This window comes from Beduini massiliensis, from assembly GCF_000829905.1.
Classification (GTDB): Bacteria; Bacillota_I; Bacilli_A; order Erysipelotrichales; family Coprobacillaceae; genus Beduini; species Beduini massiliensis.
In genome coordinates, this window is record NZ_CDPP01000005.1 from 94755 (window position 1) to 109151 (window position 14397).

At 36.3% G+C, this 14397-nt stretch carries 20 protein-coding genes; all 20 read left to right on the top strand.

Translation table 11 applies throughout. The features are described from left to right. The first annotated feature begins 35 nt into the window (after window positions 1-35). The 20 genes from BN1225_RS15100 to BN1225_RS07265 all read left to right on the top strand — a co-directional run bounded on the left by BN1225_RS15100 (window position 36) and on the right by BN1225_RS07265 (window position 14382). Window positions 36-257, top strand: coding sequence for a hypothetical protein (locus tag BN1225_RS15100; protein WP_317621630.1), 222 nt, complete (start codon window positions 36-38; stop codon window positions 255-257). A gap of 170 nt (window positions 258-427) precedes the next feature. Beyond that, the gene (locus BN1225_RS07175) at window positions 428-874 is read left to right on the top strand and encodes a GNAT family N-acetyltransferase (RefSeq protein WP_041139147.1); all 447 of its coding nucleotides are present in this window, start codon (window positions 428-430) and stop codon (window positions 872-874) included. Between the two features lie 32 nt (window positions 875-906). Further along, the gene (locus BN1225_RS07180; RefSeq protein ID WP_041139148.1) at window positions 907-1470 is read left to right on the top strand and encodes a YdeI/OmpD-associated family protein; all 564 of its coding nucleotides are present in this window, start codon (window positions 907-909) and stop codon (window positions 1468-1470) included. 68 nt (window positions 1471-1538) lie between these two features. Next, window positions 1539-2012 (top strand): GNAT family N-acetyltransferase, encoded by a 474-nt coding sequence (locus BN1225_RS14080; RefSeq protein WP_052466440.1) that lies wholly within the window; start codon window positions 1539-1541, stop codon window positions 2010-2012. A 30-nt stretch (window positions 2013-2042) separates the two neighbouring features. Continuing rightward, window positions 2043-2270 carry a hypothetical protein gene (locus BN1225_RS07190; protein ID WP_242857701.1) on the top strand — a complete coding sequence of 76 codons (228 nt, stop codon included), beginning with the start codon at window positions 2043-2045 and terminating at the stop codon, window positions 2268-2270. Between the two features lie 142 nt (window positions 2271-2412). Then, complete coding sequence (locus BN1225_RS07195) at window positions 2413-2763, top strand: hypothetical protein (protein ID WP_041139149.1); 351 nt, start codon at window positions 2413-2415, stop codon at window positions 2761-2763. Window positions 2764-2906: 143 nt separating this feature from the next. Continuing rightward, the gene (locus BN1225_RS07200) at window positions 2907-3404 is read left to right on the top strand and encodes a GyrI-like domain-containing protein (RefSeq protein WP_052466442.1); all 498 of its coding nucleotides are present in this window, start codon (window positions 2907-2909) and stop codon (window positions 3402-3404) included. Between the two features lie 282 nt (window positions 3405-3686). Continuing rightward, entirely contained in the window at window positions 3687-4589 is a 903-nt protein-coding gene (locus tag BN1225_RS07205; protein WP_041139150.1) for a hypothetical protein, read from the top strand. Window positions 4590-4775: 186 nt separating this feature from the next. Beyond that, window positions 4776-5951, top strand: coding sequence for a zinc ribbon domain-containing protein (locus tag BN1225_RS07210; RefSeq protein ID WP_041139151.1), 1176 nt, complete (start codon window positions 4776-4778; stop codon window positions 5949-5951). A gap of 55 nt (window positions 5952-6006) precedes the next feature. Further along, a complete protein-coding gene (locus BN1225_RS07215) occupies window positions 6007-6738 on the top strand; it encodes an RsmE family RNA methyltransferase (RefSeq protein ID WP_041139152.1) in 732 nt (243 codons plus the stop codon). Window positions 6739-6748: 10 nt separating this feature from the next. After that, window positions 6749-7519, top strand: a complete 771-nt coding sequence (locus BN1225_RS07220; RefSeq protein ID WP_041139153.1) for a hypothetical protein — start codon at window positions 6749-6751, stop codon at window positions 7517-7519. Between the two features lies 1 nt (window position 7520). Beyond that, complete coding sequence (gene mtaB, locus BN1225_RS07225) at window positions 7521-8834, top strand: tRNA (N(6)-L-threonylcarbamoyladenosine(37)-C(2))-methylthiotransferase MtaB (protein WP_052466445.1); 1314 nt, start codon at window positions 7521-7523, stop codon at window positions 8832-8834. Then, window positions 8831-10294, top strand: a complete 1464-nt coding sequence (locus BN1225_RS07230) for a UDP-N-acetylmuramoyl-L-alanyl-D-glutamate--2,6-diaminopimelate ligase (RefSeq protein ID WP_041139154.1) — start codon at window positions 8831-8833, stop codon at window positions 10292-10294. Before mtaB ends, BN1225_RS07230 begins: the two co-directional genes overlap by 4 nt. Continuing rightward, window positions 10284-10946 (top strand): deoxyribose-phosphate aldolase, encoded by a 663-nt coding sequence (deoC, locus tag BN1225_RS07235; protein ID WP_041139155.1) that lies wholly within the window; start codon window positions 10284-10286, stop codon window positions 10944-10946. Before BN1225_RS07230 ends, deoC begins: the two co-directional genes overlap by 11 nt. Window positions 10947-11022: 76 nt before the next feature. Further along, window positions 11023-11208: a 30S ribosomal protein S21 gene (gene rpsU / locus BN1225_RS07240; protein ID WP_041139156.1), complete on the top strand. Its 186-nt coding sequence runs from the start codon at window positions 11023-11025 to the stop codon at window positions 11206-11208. A gap of 98 nt (window positions 11209-11306) precedes the next feature. Further along, entirely contained in the window at window positions 11307-11507 is a 201-nt protein-coding gene (locus tag BN1225_RS07245) for a 4Fe-4S binding protein (protein WP_041139157.1), read from the top strand. Next, window positions 11500-12099 carry a 4Fe-4S binding protein gene (locus tag BN1225_RS07250; protein WP_041139158.1) on the top strand — a complete coding sequence of 200 codons (600 nt, stop codon included), beginning with the start codon at window positions 11500-11502 and terminating at the stop codon, window positions 12097-12099. The genes BN1225_RS07245 and BN1225_RS07250 overlap by 8 nt, the downstream gene beginning before the upstream one ends. Then, window positions 12083-12370, top strand: a complete 288-nt coding sequence (locus tag BN1225_RS07255) for an ArsR/SmtB family transcription factor (protein WP_041139159.1) — start codon at window positions 12083-12085, stop codon at window positions 12368-12370. Before BN1225_RS07250 ends, BN1225_RS07255 begins: the two co-directional genes overlap by 17 nt. A 15-nt stretch (window positions 12371-12385) precedes the next feature. After that, entirely contained in the window at window positions 12386-12688 is a 303-nt protein-coding gene (locus BN1225_RS07260) for a rhodanese-like domain-containing protein (protein ID WP_041139160.1), read from the top strand. Then, on the top strand, window positions 12688-14382 hold the full coding sequence (locus tag BN1225_RS07265) for a CoA-disulfide reductase (RefSeq protein ID WP_278247263.1): 1695 nt from the start codon (window positions 12688-12690) through the stop codon (window positions 14380-14382). Before BN1225_RS07260 ends, BN1225_RS07265 begins: the two co-directional genes overlap by 1 nt. Window positions 14383-14397 lie beyond the last annotated feature (15 nt).

A 14397-nucleotide genomic window follows, 5' to 3' on the forward strand; every position in this document is an offset into this window, starting at 1 on the left:
AGGCTATGCGATATTAAAAAAACGGAGGTATTACAATGAATATCAAGGATTTTTGGGAAGCGACGTTAAAACAAGATGCGGTTAAGATGAGAACGTTTTTTCATGAAGAAGCGCATGTGAATTGGCATAATACGAATGAGCATTTCACTTTAGACGAATTCATTCGGGCAAACTGTGAGTATCCTGATCAATGGAATGGCAAGGTAGAACGCATTGAAAAAATCGGAGATTTAATCATTACCGCGACTCATGTCTAGGCCTTAAATAAGCCCTTATCATTTCATGTTGTCTCTTTTATTTTGATTAAAGATGAAAAGATTATTTCAATCGATGAATATTGGGGTGAAGATGGCGATATTCCGCAATGGCGAAAAGAGAAGCATATTGGAAATCCCATTCAATAATATGTGAAAAAGGAAGGAAAACAATGAAAGATCAATTTAATTTATTACCATTAGATGATGACTTGCTTGAGACTTGTGTGGATTTATTTATTGAGACTTTTTCTTTGGCACCATGGAATGATGTTTATGAATCAAGGGATCAGGTCGCTGCATTTTTTAAACGGCATATGAACAACAATTATTTTTTAGGTTATGCACTAAAGTTAAATGAAGAAATTGTGGCTTTAAGTATCGGTTTTCAAAAGCCATGGATTAAAGGCATGGAATATTATATAGATGAATTCTGCGTGAAAGATACAATTCAACACAAAGGGATTGGCAGTCAGTTTTTAGCACTGATTGAAGCAGATATCAAAGATAAGCAGCTAAATGCCATTCTTTTAAATACCAATAAAGGATTCCCCGCAGAACGATTTTATTTAAAAAATGGGTTTGAACCGTTGGCGGATATCGTTGTTTTAGCCAAATGAAAATTACTTATGTTTAAAAGGGAGAAGACGAGATGAATAAGCCACTATATTTTAAAACGCAAGACGAATTCCGAGAATGGCTGACTGAACATTGCTTAACGAGTGAAGGCGTTTGGCTGTTATTTGAAAAAGGTAAAAATACTCAAACATTAAAAGCGAGTGAAGCACTGGAAGAAGCGCTTTGCTTTGGCTGGATCGATGGGGTGATGAAGCGTATTGATGATGCATCTTACATGAAATATTTTGCGCTTCGCAGAAAAGGAAGCAAATGGTCCCAAAAGAATAAAGCTTTAGCGGAAAAATTGGAAGCGTCAGGCAGAATGACGGATTTAGGTAAAGCAAAGATGGAAGAAGCAAAAAAGAATGGGCAATGGGAAAAAGCTTCTAAACCATCTGCCATAACAGAAGAACAAATTGCGATAGTAGCTGACCTGTTGAAAGAAAACGAGCAGGCGTATACTAATTTTAGAGCGATGTCTCCTTCTGTGCAAAAGACGTATACCCGAGCTTATTTAGATGCCAAGACAGAGGATGGAAAGAGAAAGCGTAAAGCGTGGATGATTGAAAGATTAGAAAAAAACTTAAAGCCTATGTAGGGATATCTAAGAAGTGATTTATTGAAAAATTGAATTATAGTGAAAAGTTAAGATAAGAAAGGGATAAAATGGAAATCATACTTGATCAAGTAGAAAGAAAAGATAAAGACATATGTTATAGGCTTCTTCAATATTCACTTTTTGAAGAAAGTATCAGTGATTTTAATGAAATGGATGAAAATGCACTTTTTGAATATGAAGGATTTGATGATTATTTTATAAATGGTGATGCATCTGCTTATTTTATAAGAGAAAAGGAAACCGGAAAGATTGTGGGATTTATCATGGTCAATACCCAAATGCAGCACTTTGAAACGGGACATTGTATCGTAGAATTTATGGTGATTCCTAAATATCGCAGAAATAAGATTGGTAAAGCGGCAGCAGTAAAATGTTTTAACTTGTTTGAAGGAAATTGGGAGGTTTCACCTTCTTATGGCATTGAAAAGGCATATTTGTTTTGGAAACGTGTGATCGACGAGTACACAGATCAAAACAATACCTTTGATCATGGTATTTTTATGTTTAGTTATTTTAGATAAGGCGGATAAAATTTATGCAATGGTATTCAAGTGGTAAAGCTGGAAATCTATGTTCCAGAAGAATTTATTGAGACATTAAGAGATGCATTGGCGAATATTGGAGTATGTGAAATAGGAGATTACAGTCATGTCGTGTCTTACCAAGAGACAAAGGGGGATTGGAAACCACTTCAAAACAGCCAGCCTTATCAGGGTGAAAAAGGGGAATCTGTTCTGGAATTGAAGAAAAAATGGAAGTGCGATGTCCCTTTCATCTGACAGAAAAAGCTGTTCAGGTTATTCAAAGCCTCCACCCTTATGAAGAACCGGTAATCCATATTATTCCTTTATTAAACACGTGCATTTAAAAAATATTAATTGTAAAGATAATAAGCAAACCTTAACTAGGAGAGGAATATGTATGAATCATAACGATGAATCTTTTTGGATAGCACTGGAGCAATTAGTAAATCATAGTGAAATCGTGATAGATCGACCAAAAGGATCGGCTCATCCCAAATATCCGAATTTTTTATACATGGTAGATTATGGCTATCTGAAAGAAACTGCTTCAATGGATGGGGAGGGAATAGATGTTTGGATAGGGTCTAAAGCAGATAAAATAATCGATGCTGTGATTTGTATTGTGGATCTGTTAAAGAAGGACTCGGAAATAAAAATATTGATCGGGTGTACCCAAGAAGAAAAGGAAATAATCTATCAAACCCATAATAAAACAGAGTATATGAAAGGAATCTTGATAGAGCGCTAATCCGTTTTGATAGGGTAAAACATGGATGCAGATTTAGATTTTTAGAAATGCCAAGAGACAGATCTCATTTTGTCATGAAAAGAATTGACTACTGTCTTAAAATATGATTAATGAATCTTTGTTAGAAAGCATGAGGATGATAAATGAACTATAGTTTGCGTAAATTAGATGCCTTTTTGGTGATTGGGCAAGTTGTCGAATTAACTCAATCGAAAAGAAAGAATATAACGATCAGCACTCAATTTTGGCGAATCTTCAATACAAATCTAAAGAAAAGTCATTTATCACAATCCGGTAATTGGCAGAAGTATGCTTTTATGGAAAGAAGAATGGGAAAGCTGTATTATTATTGTGCGATTCCCTTTAAAACAGAAATTCCAGACGGATTTTATTTAAAAGAGGTAAAGCCTCATCTTTATTTGGTGGTGGAACATCATGGAGCAATGATGAATATATATGAAACTTATGATCAGATTTATCGACACCTTTTGCCTAATATACATTATGAGCCATTGAAAGAGGATTGTATTCATTTTGAAAGATATGATCATCGTTTTCACTGGAATAGAGAAGATTCAATCATTGAAATTTGGATACCGATAAGGCATACAGAGGCGTCATATAAAAATAGTGATGTATGAAATGACTGTACATCGCTATTTTTGTAAAGAGGATTACTTTGAAAAGGATATCAGCGACAGATGAACATAACCAATTGAGCATCTGTGTTGAAATCCCTGACATCATTGAAAAAGATTAAGTCAAGGTGATTCCTATTGACTGATAAATTAACTAATACTTTATAAAGAACGGATGCAGCAGATGATAAGTATTAAGGGCTTGCTGATAAAGATTAGCTTGTCCGCTTTTTACAATCTTTTTAAACCTATTTTAACTATAATAGGGGACAGGGGGAAGAAAAAATGAATGATGAAACAGCAAGGAAATTTATATATCAAAATGCACGACCGCTTGACATTGCAAGATGGAAGTATCTGTTTGAAGGTGGGAGTAAAAATGAAGTATTGAAAGCCTTGACATTCTACCAAAATGAAGATGGTGGATTTGGTCATGCTTTAGAACCGGATTGTTGGAATCCGAATTCAGCGCCGGTACAAACATGGGTTGCTACACAAATTATTAAAGAAGTACAGCTAAACGATAAAAATCATCCGATCATTCAAGGGATCTTACGTTATTTAGCTTCGGGAAAAGATTTTAACGGACATACGTGGTTGAATACCATTCCTACTAATGATGATTACCCTCATGCGCCTTGGTGGAGCTATGAAGAAAATGAGGCAGTATCTTACAATCCTACGGCTTGTCTAATTGGTTTCATTATTAAATTTGCAGATGCGGACAGTGCACTTTATCCTTTGGCATGTCAGCTTACAAAAGAGGCGTATGACTACTTTAAAAGCAGTTTTCCGATGGCGTCTATGCATACCGTCTCTTGTTTTGTTGAATTGTATCAATATCTAAAAGAAAGCTCAGTATCAACATTGATTGATATGGAAGAATTCAGAGTATTGCTGCATAAACAAATACAGCATATTATGACCTATGATACCTCAAAATGGGCAGTCGAATATGTATGCAAGCCCTCTCTTTTTATCAATGATAAAACAAGTGAATTTTATTTGGAAAATCAAGAAATCTGTGATTATGAATGCCAATTTATCTCACATACTCAAAAAGAAGATGGAACATGGGCAATCACATGGACTTGGGAAGAGGATTCCCAAGCATGGCATATAAGTAAAAATTGGTGGAAATCGGATTGGATTATTAAAAACATAAAATTTGTCAAAGCAATGAAATAATGGATGCAAGTAGGAAAGCATAAGTAAAAAAGAATGTATCCTCTCGATAAGTTAAGTATTCGATCGATATATTGAAAGATGAATTTAGTGAAAACGAACTAAGAATATGGGAAATTACTATTTTTATATATTTTTAGTACTTTCTTAAGAAAATATGATAGAATAGCTTACGAGGTGATAAATAAGATGAAATGTCGTTTTTGTGATACAGAATTGACTGAAAATGATAAATATTGTCCCCATTGCGGGATGAAAGTAGAAGCGCGACCTCAATCTGTAAGTCGTATTACGGATCGCGTTCCGGTATTTGAGCATCGTCAAGCCAATCGCAATGTTGTTGTTTGGACAGTTCTAATCTGTGTGCTGGTTTTGTTGGCTGTATTTAAACTAACAGCACGTCCTTCCTCATCAGAGGATAACTACTATAATAATTCTTATACAACGCAAAAGCCCGAAAAATATGATTATAAGGAATTAAACGGAGATTATATCCTTGAAAAAGGAGATGATCTTGTTATTAGTAATCTTAATGGTGGTGGGTATATTACAGATGACGGAACATCGATCTATATGGTGGACGATGATGGAAACATTGCTCAGTTTGATAAAGATATGAACAAAAGTGAAGTGATTTATAAAGGCAGCTGCCAAGATCTGCAGGTACATGACGGATATCTTTATTTTAAAGATACATATAAAAATAACTATACATTTAAAATGGATATAGCAACAAAAGAAGTAACACCGGTATTAGAAGAAGATGCTTATTATGTACGTGTTTATGGGCAGGATATTTATTATCAAAGTGATCAGAGTGGAGAAAGCATTTTTCATTATAATATGAGTACCAATGAGACAGCTAGAATCAATGAAGAAGCAAGTTATAATTTACAGCTGGTTGGAAATTTATTATATTTTTCAACAGCGGATGCCATTAAAGCCTATGATATGACAACACAGGAAATATCTACGATAAAGCAAGGCAGAGTCATCAATTTAGTTTGTCAGCAAGATGCGCTTTATTATATTGATGGAAATTCGGGCTTTATTTATACGATGGATTTAACTGGAGATACACAGGTCAGTACACGTTTGAATCGTGAAGTATCCTATAATTTAATTGTCAGCAAGGATCAGATTTATTATTTGAATGATTCAAATGAAGTCATCAATATGAAGACCAACGGACTTGATAATCAAGTATTAAGTGATGAAGAAACCGGATATAGTCTGCAGCTGCAAGGAGAATATCTTTTTATTCAAAGTGATGACTACTATGGTGATTATGAATGGTATCGTATGGATCTTAATGGAGAAAATGGGGGATATGTCTATATTCAAAATATAGGGAGTTACATCTAAAAGTAGCGTTCCCTTTTTTTTTATGATAAAATGAATTCAGCTAAGGAGGAGTAAGATGCAAAGGTATTTTGTTAAAAATTTTGATGAATCACAGTTTATTATTGAAAAAGAAGATCATCACCATTTGAAAAAGGTGATGCGTATGCATGATGGAGATGAGATTATTTGCATAAATGAAAAGCAACAAGTTTTTCTTTGCAAAATCGTGAATATAGAAACAGGAATGATAGAAGTTGTTGAAGAAATTCAGCAGGACTGCGAACTTCCTGTCAATGTAAATCTAATCTATGCATTGCCTAAAAGCGATAAATTTGAATTTGTGCTGCAAAAGGCATGCGAATTAGGAGTAACGTGCATTATTCCTCTTTTATCGAAACGCTGTGTCGTGAAAACGGATCGTGACACTTTCAATAAAAAATATCAGCGATTCAATAAAATTTTAAAAGAAGCAGCAGAACAATCTTATCGAAATCAAATACCGAAGATTGCTCCTTTAATCAAACTCTCAGAAGTAAAATCTTATCTGGGAGATCATAATTTAGTGGCTTATGAAGAAAATGCGAAACAAAATGAGATGTCCATGCTAAAAGAGGTCTTGTCTCAAGTTCACAATGGTGATACAATCACTATTATTGTGGGCTGTGAGGGCGGTTTTGACCAAAGTGAGATCGATGAATTGGAAAAGATGGGCGTTATTCCCTGTTCGTTAGGAAAACGTATTTTAAGAAGTGAAACAGCTCCATTGTATTTGTTAAGTGCTATTGGATATGCACTGGAATTAGGATAGAGGATCAAATATGCAGTTAGTCAAAGGATTAAATAAATACGGGATGCATCCCGTCATTAAAAAATTAGCGAGTTATCGTTTTATCGAAGAAAATAATGCTTTGCTTAAAAAGAATCATATTTTGCCTGTTTATAAAAATGAATATCAGCTTCAGGCAACGCTCGTTTATCTTCGCTCTATGCTAAACAAAGAAGCAATGTTTGGAATCTATCTGCTAAATGTAAATGAGAATGGGGAGTTATGGGATGCCATGAGTTATCAGCAGCGTCAAATTTTGCTCCATGGTGAGTTGATGACGGATTTGCAGCATCTGCCTCATTTTAGTGTGTGGGATCAGCTGATCTTGCTTCCTTGTTTTGATAGTGAACTAAATCACCGCTTTTGCGAGGATTATCAGTTTCTGCTGCTGAAACAAAATAAAGCGTTTGTAGAAGAACAACTGAAGAATTTAAAAGATCCGATTGAATTATATGGAGTAGAGGTACTGAAAAATGGCTTCTGTGATTTTATTTGGATAAAATCTTTTGAAAATGAACACTATTTATATTTAGAAGATTTCAAATCGATTTATGTGTTTAATGAAGCCCAAAAAGCTTTTACAGATCAATGTATCCTTGTTGATAAATATAGTCAGAAAATTCCGGAAATGGTAGAACTAAAAGAAATTGTGACTCTCTATCATCATCAAAAAGAAGAGGTATTATTAGAGTATTTGCAAGATCATCAGTTTATTAGTAAAAAGGTTTATGCGAAGTTAAAGAAGAAGTTTTTAGGAGGTTAATATGAAAACATTTGCTATTCATACCCTAGGGTGCAAAGTGAATACGTACGAATCAGAGGCTATTGTGCGCTTGTTTGAAGCCCATGATTACCATAAGGTTTCTTTTAAAGAGGTAGCGGATGTTTATATCATCAATACCTGTACAGTAACAAATACCGGAGACAGTAAGTCGCGTCAGATTATCCGTCGTGCCATTCGGAAAAATCCCGAAGCCGTGGTATGTGTCGTAGGCTGTTATGCACAGGTGGCACCTTTGGACATTGAAGCGATTGAGGGAGTAGATATTATCTTAGGTACGCAATATCGTCATGAAATCGTTGATTTAGTTGAAGAACATATAAAAAGCAAACAGAGAATCACAAAAATCAGTGATGTTATGAAAGAAAAAGAATTTGAAGAATTGGATGTTGATGTTTTTACTGAAAACACGCGTGCTTTTTTGAAAATTCAAGATGGCTGCAATAATTTTTGTACGTATTGTATCATTCCCTATGCCCGAGGATTAGTTCGCTCCCGTCAGCCGGAGAGTGTTTTAAAGCAAGCTCAGACCCTTGTTGATCATGGCTTTGTGGAAATTGTCTTAACCGGGATTCATACGGGGGCTTATGGAATAGATTTAGAGCATTATCGCTTCTATGATTTGCTGGTGGATTTAGTTGAAAAGACACAGGGATTAAAGCGTCTGCGTATTTCTTCTATTGAAATCAATCAGATTACAAATGAAGTCATTGATTTAATCAAGAATAATAAGATTATCGTCGATCATCTTCATGTTCCGTTACAGTCAGGAAGTGATGGTGTACTTAAAAGAATGCGCCGTAAATATACTTGTGCACAGTATTTAGAAAAGATTGAACAGATTCGCTCAGTCTTACCGGATCTTGCTTTCACAACCGATGTCATTGTCGGATTCCCACAGGAAACACAAGAAGAATTTGAAGAAACCTATGCTTTTATCAAGCAGGTAGGGTATAGTGAACTGCATGTTTTTCCATATTCAAAAAGAAGAAATACACCGGCGGCAGCGATGACGGGGCAAGTTGATGAGTCCGTCAAGAATGAACGTGTTAAAACGTTGATTGATCTTTCAAAACAACTGCATGTGGATTACGCTAAGAAGTTTATCGGTAAAACGGTGGATGTTATTTTTGAGGAAACATTTGATGAAGAGCGCTTGATCGGGCATACGGGTAACTATTTAAAAGTGATTGCTAAAGCTGATCCAAAATGGATTGGGCAAGTGATGCCGGTTATGATAAAAGAGGTCAGTGTTTTAGGAATCACAGGAGAAGTACTTGAAGGAGAGCGCCTATGAAAAAATTAAATCAATTATTGCCGATAGACAGTGATTTAGCGATTGAATCGATTTACAGTGATTCTCGAAAAGTACGTCCTAACTCTATTTTCTTTTGTTTAGATGGATTGTCTGTCAACGGTCATCAATTCATTGAGGAAGCGATTTATAAAGGGGCGGTCTGTATCGTTCACTCTAAAGATGTCTCTGTTAAAAATAAAGATATTGTCTATTATCAGGTAAAAGATACTTTAAAATGTCTAAATGAGGTGGCGTGTAAGTTTTATGATGATCCTAGCCAGCAATTAAACATGATCGGTGTCACCGGAACGAATGGGAAAACGATTGTTTCAATGCTGATTTACCAAATCGCTAAAAAGATAATGCCATTTGGCTATATTGGAACGCATCACGTCTTATTCAACAAGGAAACATGTGAATGTGAATTTACTACCCCGGAGATTATTTTTCTTCAGGAACACCTTAGAAAGATGGTGAATGCAGGAATTCAAGGGGCTTGTTTAGAGGTTTCATCACACGGATTGGCATTGGGACGGGTAGCCGGAGTCGACTTTGACATGGCCGTCTTTACCAATTTGTCACCGGAACATTTGGATTTTCATGGCAGTATGGAGAATTATATAAAAGCAAAATTAAAGCTGTTTGAAGGATTGCGCAGCGATGCTGTTGCTATTGTGAATCGTGATGATGAAGAAATGTTTAATCGTATTTCAACCTTGACAAAAGCACATGTTTTATCATTTGGGATTCATCATGAAGCGGATATTCAAGCAATAAAGATTGTATTGAAACTAAAAGAAACCTCGTTTGAGGTTTTATACGATGGGTATACTTATCCTGTCAAAACAACTTTGATTGGACAGTTTAATATCTATCATATTTTGGCGGCGATCCTGGCTTTACTGCAAATCGGATTTACGATTGAACAGGCAATCGAAGCAATTGAGGAAGTCGATAATATTGAGGGGCGTTTAGAATATGTAGAGACCGGACATAAATTTCATGCGTTCGTCGATAACGGACATAGTCCTCAGCATTATGAACAAGTATTGTCGTACGCTTCTAAAGTCGTTGGTGAGGGAAGAATTATTGCTGTTTTTGGCAGTGTAGGCAAGCGGGAATTCAAAAAACGTCAAGTTCTGGGTGAAATTGCAGATCACTACTGTGATCATATCATTTTAACGGAAGAAGATCCGCGGGATGAAGATACTGAAGAAATCTGTGAACAGATAAAAAAAGGAATTAAAAAAACAAAAAATGTGGTAATTACTGACCGTGAAACAGCGATTTATCAGGCTGTTGAAATTGCCAATCCTAATGACATTATTTTGATTTTAGGAAAGGGAGAAGAACAAACGATGTATAAACGTCGAGGTCAGGTGCCCTATATCGGTGATAAACAAGCTTTATTAAATGCAATCGAAGAAGTTTACGGAGGAGAAGAAGATTATGAATTATAATAAATATATCGATCATACATTATTAAAACAAGATGCTTTAGCATCACAAATCGATCACTTGATTGATGAAGCGATTGAATATGATTTTGCTTCTGTATGCGTTAATCCGACTTGGGTAGCCCATGCCCATCAACGTTTAGCGGATACAGATGTATTGGTCTGTACAGTGATTGGGTTCCCGTTAGGAGCAAATACAACAGCAGTAAAAGTGTTTGAAACAAAAGATGCGTTAAGCAACGGAGCTGATGAAATTGATATGGTTATCAATATCGGGGCTTTAAAAGATCACAAAGATGAAATGGTTTATGAAGAAATCAAAGCCATTGTAGAGGCTGCAAAAGGGCATACCGTAAAGGTGATTATCGAGACTTGTTTATTAAGCGAGGAAGAAATCATGCGAGCTTGTTTGTTAGCTAAAGAAGCAAACGCGACTTTTGTTAAAACATCAACAGGCTTCTCAACAGGCGGTGCAACATTTGAAGCGGTAAAGCTGATGAAAGAAACGGTTGGGGACATGGACGTCAAAGCTTCAGGAGGAGTAAGAGACTACGATACAATGCTTAAAATGATTGAATTAGGCGCAACGAGAATCGGAACTTCATCTGGCGTTTCTTTAATGACTAAAAAAGCAGAAAATGGTGAAACTTATTAAATTAAATGTTGATTTTTCATGACAAGGATAGTATAATACATGTTGTGTTAGTAAGACAGATGGGGGGGAAGTTCAAATGGCTAAGACAGTAGTACGTGAAAATGAATCACTAGATGATGCATTACGTCGTTTCAAAAGACAAGTTTCTAGAACAGGAACCCTAGCTGAAGCTCGTAAAAGAGAGTTTTATGTAAAACCTGGGTTGAAAAGAAAAATGAAATCAGAAGCAGCTAGAAAAAATAATAAAGGGAAACAAAGATAAAAAATAATTAGACTCCTCCGGGAGTCTTTTTTTGTTTTGAAGCAACAGCGTTGACAGTTTAAGTATTTAAGCATATACTAAAATAAAAGGAGGAAAATATGAGTAAATATATTGCTGTTGTTGGAAAAAGGTGTGTGGCATGTGGGGTATGTATGAACGTTTGCCCCAAGCATGCCATTAAAGTGGAAAATGGAATTAAAGCAGTCGTTGATAAGTCTTTATGCATTGGCTGTGGAATATGTGTAAAGATGTGTCCGGCAGGCATTATAGATAAAGCAGAGAGGAGAAACCATGAATAAGAAAAAACCTTGGTATGACTACTTATGGATCTATACCCCTGTCTATTTGTGTTTAGGGATGTTTAACATTTTATTTGCTTGGCTGGGGATGATTGAATTCATTGTACCGCTCATGATTTCGATTTTTGGCGGGGGAAAGCTTTTTTGCAATCGTTATTGCGGAAGAGGGCAGTTATTTGATCTGTTAGGAAATAAACTGAAATTATCCCGACATCAAGCACCCCCTAAGTTTTTAACGTCATTATGGTTTAGATACGGTTTTTTAACGTTTTTTATGACCATGTTTATTTTGATGATTCTCTCTTCTGTTCAGGTGTTTTCAGGTACACAGAACCTAAAAGAAGTGGTGACGATATTATGGACGTTTAAGGTGCCTTGGCAGTTTGCTTACCATGGTACGAATTATTCTATGGGAATTGCTCAATTTGCCTTTGGTATGTACAGTATCATGCTGACATCCAGTCTCTTAGGTTTTATCACAATGCTTCTATATAAACCTCGCAGTTGGTGCGTGTATTGCCCTATGGGGACGATGACTCAAACAATTTGTAAATTAAAAAAAGGAGGAACTTCTCATGGAGATGCAAGCTAAAGAAGTTGCGGCAATATTAAAAATAATTGCGAATGCGAATCGTTTAATGATTCTTTGTATATTGGAAGAAGGAGAACATTCCGTCGGTGAATTAGGGGAGAAAATAAATGGCATCACTTTACCGGCATTATCTCAGCATCTTTCAGCACTTAGATTGGCAGGTTTTATAGAAAGTGATAAGAAAGGATTAAATGTTTATTATCGAATCAGCGATCAGCGAATCATTGAAGTGATTAAAGTATTAAAAGTGATGTATTGTCAAGAGGATTAGAAAGGAGGAAAGGGTATGCTTTTTAGAAGGAAGAAAACGTTTGACGACTATGTCGATGAAGCTTATGAAAAAAATATTGTTTTGCTTGATGTAAGATCAAGCGAAGAATTTAAAGCAGGACATATAAAAAACAGTAAAAATATCCCTTTAGATAGGATCGAGACCATTGATTTAAAAAAAGATCAAAAGCTGTATGTGTATTGTCACAGCGGGGCAAGGAGTTCAGCCGCTTTGCTTCAGCTTGCAAAGATGGGCTATCGTGAGGTTATCAACATTGGGGGTATTTATAAAAGTAAAAGGACTTTACAGGAGGAGTGATGAAAATGAAAGTTGTGATTGTCGGCGGCGTTGCCGGAGGAGCTACAGCAGCAGCGCGATTACGCCGTTTAGATGAACAGATGGAAATTATCATGGTAGAAAGAAGTGACTATATTTCCTATGCCAACTGCGGGCTTCCTTATTATATTGGGGGAAGTATTGAAGATGAAAAAGCTTTAACTTTGCAGACCCCGGAATCTTTTTATCATCGATTCCGCATTGATGTCCGCACTCATCAGGAAGTAACTAAAATCAATGCATTGGAAAAGACGGTGACGATACAAAATCTTGAAAACCATACGACTTATGTGGAAAGCTATGACAAACTCATTCTTTCTCCGGGAGCAAAGGCAATCCTGCCGCCAATAGATGGTGTGACTCATGATAATGTTTTTACTTTACGTACGGTCGAAGATACTTTTAAAATTCACGATTACATTCAAAATCATGAAGTAAAAAAAGCGGTTGTTGTCGGGGCTGGATTTATTGGTTTGGAGATGGCAGAAAATCTTAAAGAAAAAGGAATGGACGTCACCGTTGTTCAGCTGCTGGATCAGATTATGACACCATTAGATAAGGATATGGCCGCTATTGTTCAAAATTATCTAAAACACCAAGGGATTGAATTATTGTTGGAAACATCGCTGACTAAAATTATCAAGAAAGATGAAGATACATGGGCAGTGTTAGATAATCATAAAGAAATCGCATGCGATATGATCCTGATGGCAGTAGGTGTACAACCGGATAGTCAGTTGGCAAAAACGGCAGGGATTGCCCTTGGAATCAAAGGGGCTATTAAAGTCAATGCCCATATGCAAACCAATATTGAGGATATTTATGCTGTCGGTGATGCTGTGGAAGTGAAGCATTTTATTACCCAAAAAGATACGCTTATTTCTTTAGCGGGGCCGGCAAATAAACAGGGACGTATTGCGGCAGATCATATCTGTGGGATCAACAGTCGTTATAAAGGCAGTCAAGGTTCTTCTATTCTTAAATTGTTTGATATGCAGATCGCGGCAACCGGACTAAATGAAAAAGAAGCACAAACAGCTGATATAGACTACGATTATGCAATTATCACTTCTGCAAGTCATGCCACCTATTATCCTGAGGCTAAAAATATGTATCTGAAAGTTCTGTTTGATAAAGCCGATGGAACGATTCTAGGCGGGCAGATAGTAGGGTATGATGGGGTGGATAAGCGAATTGACGTTTTAGCAACAGCAATCCGTGCAAAGATGACCGCTTATGATCTAACGGAACTAGACTTAGCCTATGCACCGCCATTTTCTTCTGCCAAAGATCCTATGAATATGATTGGATTTGTAATTGAGAATATCTTGACAGACAAGGTGAAACAGATACATTGGTCGGACGTGAAAGACGATGAAAAAGCCATCATTTTAGATACGAGAACACAGTTAGAATATCAGCGCGGACATTTCCCAAACGCATTGCATATTCCTTTAGATGAACTGCGAGAACGTTTGATCGACCTTGATCAAGATAAAGAAATTCAAGTGTACTGCCAAAGCGGACTGAGAAGTTATTTGGCATGCCGTATTTTAAGCCAACATGGCTATGTATGTAAGAATATTGCTGGAGGTTATGGTATCTATCAGCAAATCGAAGAAAACAAAGTGATGCAGTCGACAGGGATGCGTCCTTGTGGGATTGATGAAAAATAAAGAAAAGGCAATTGC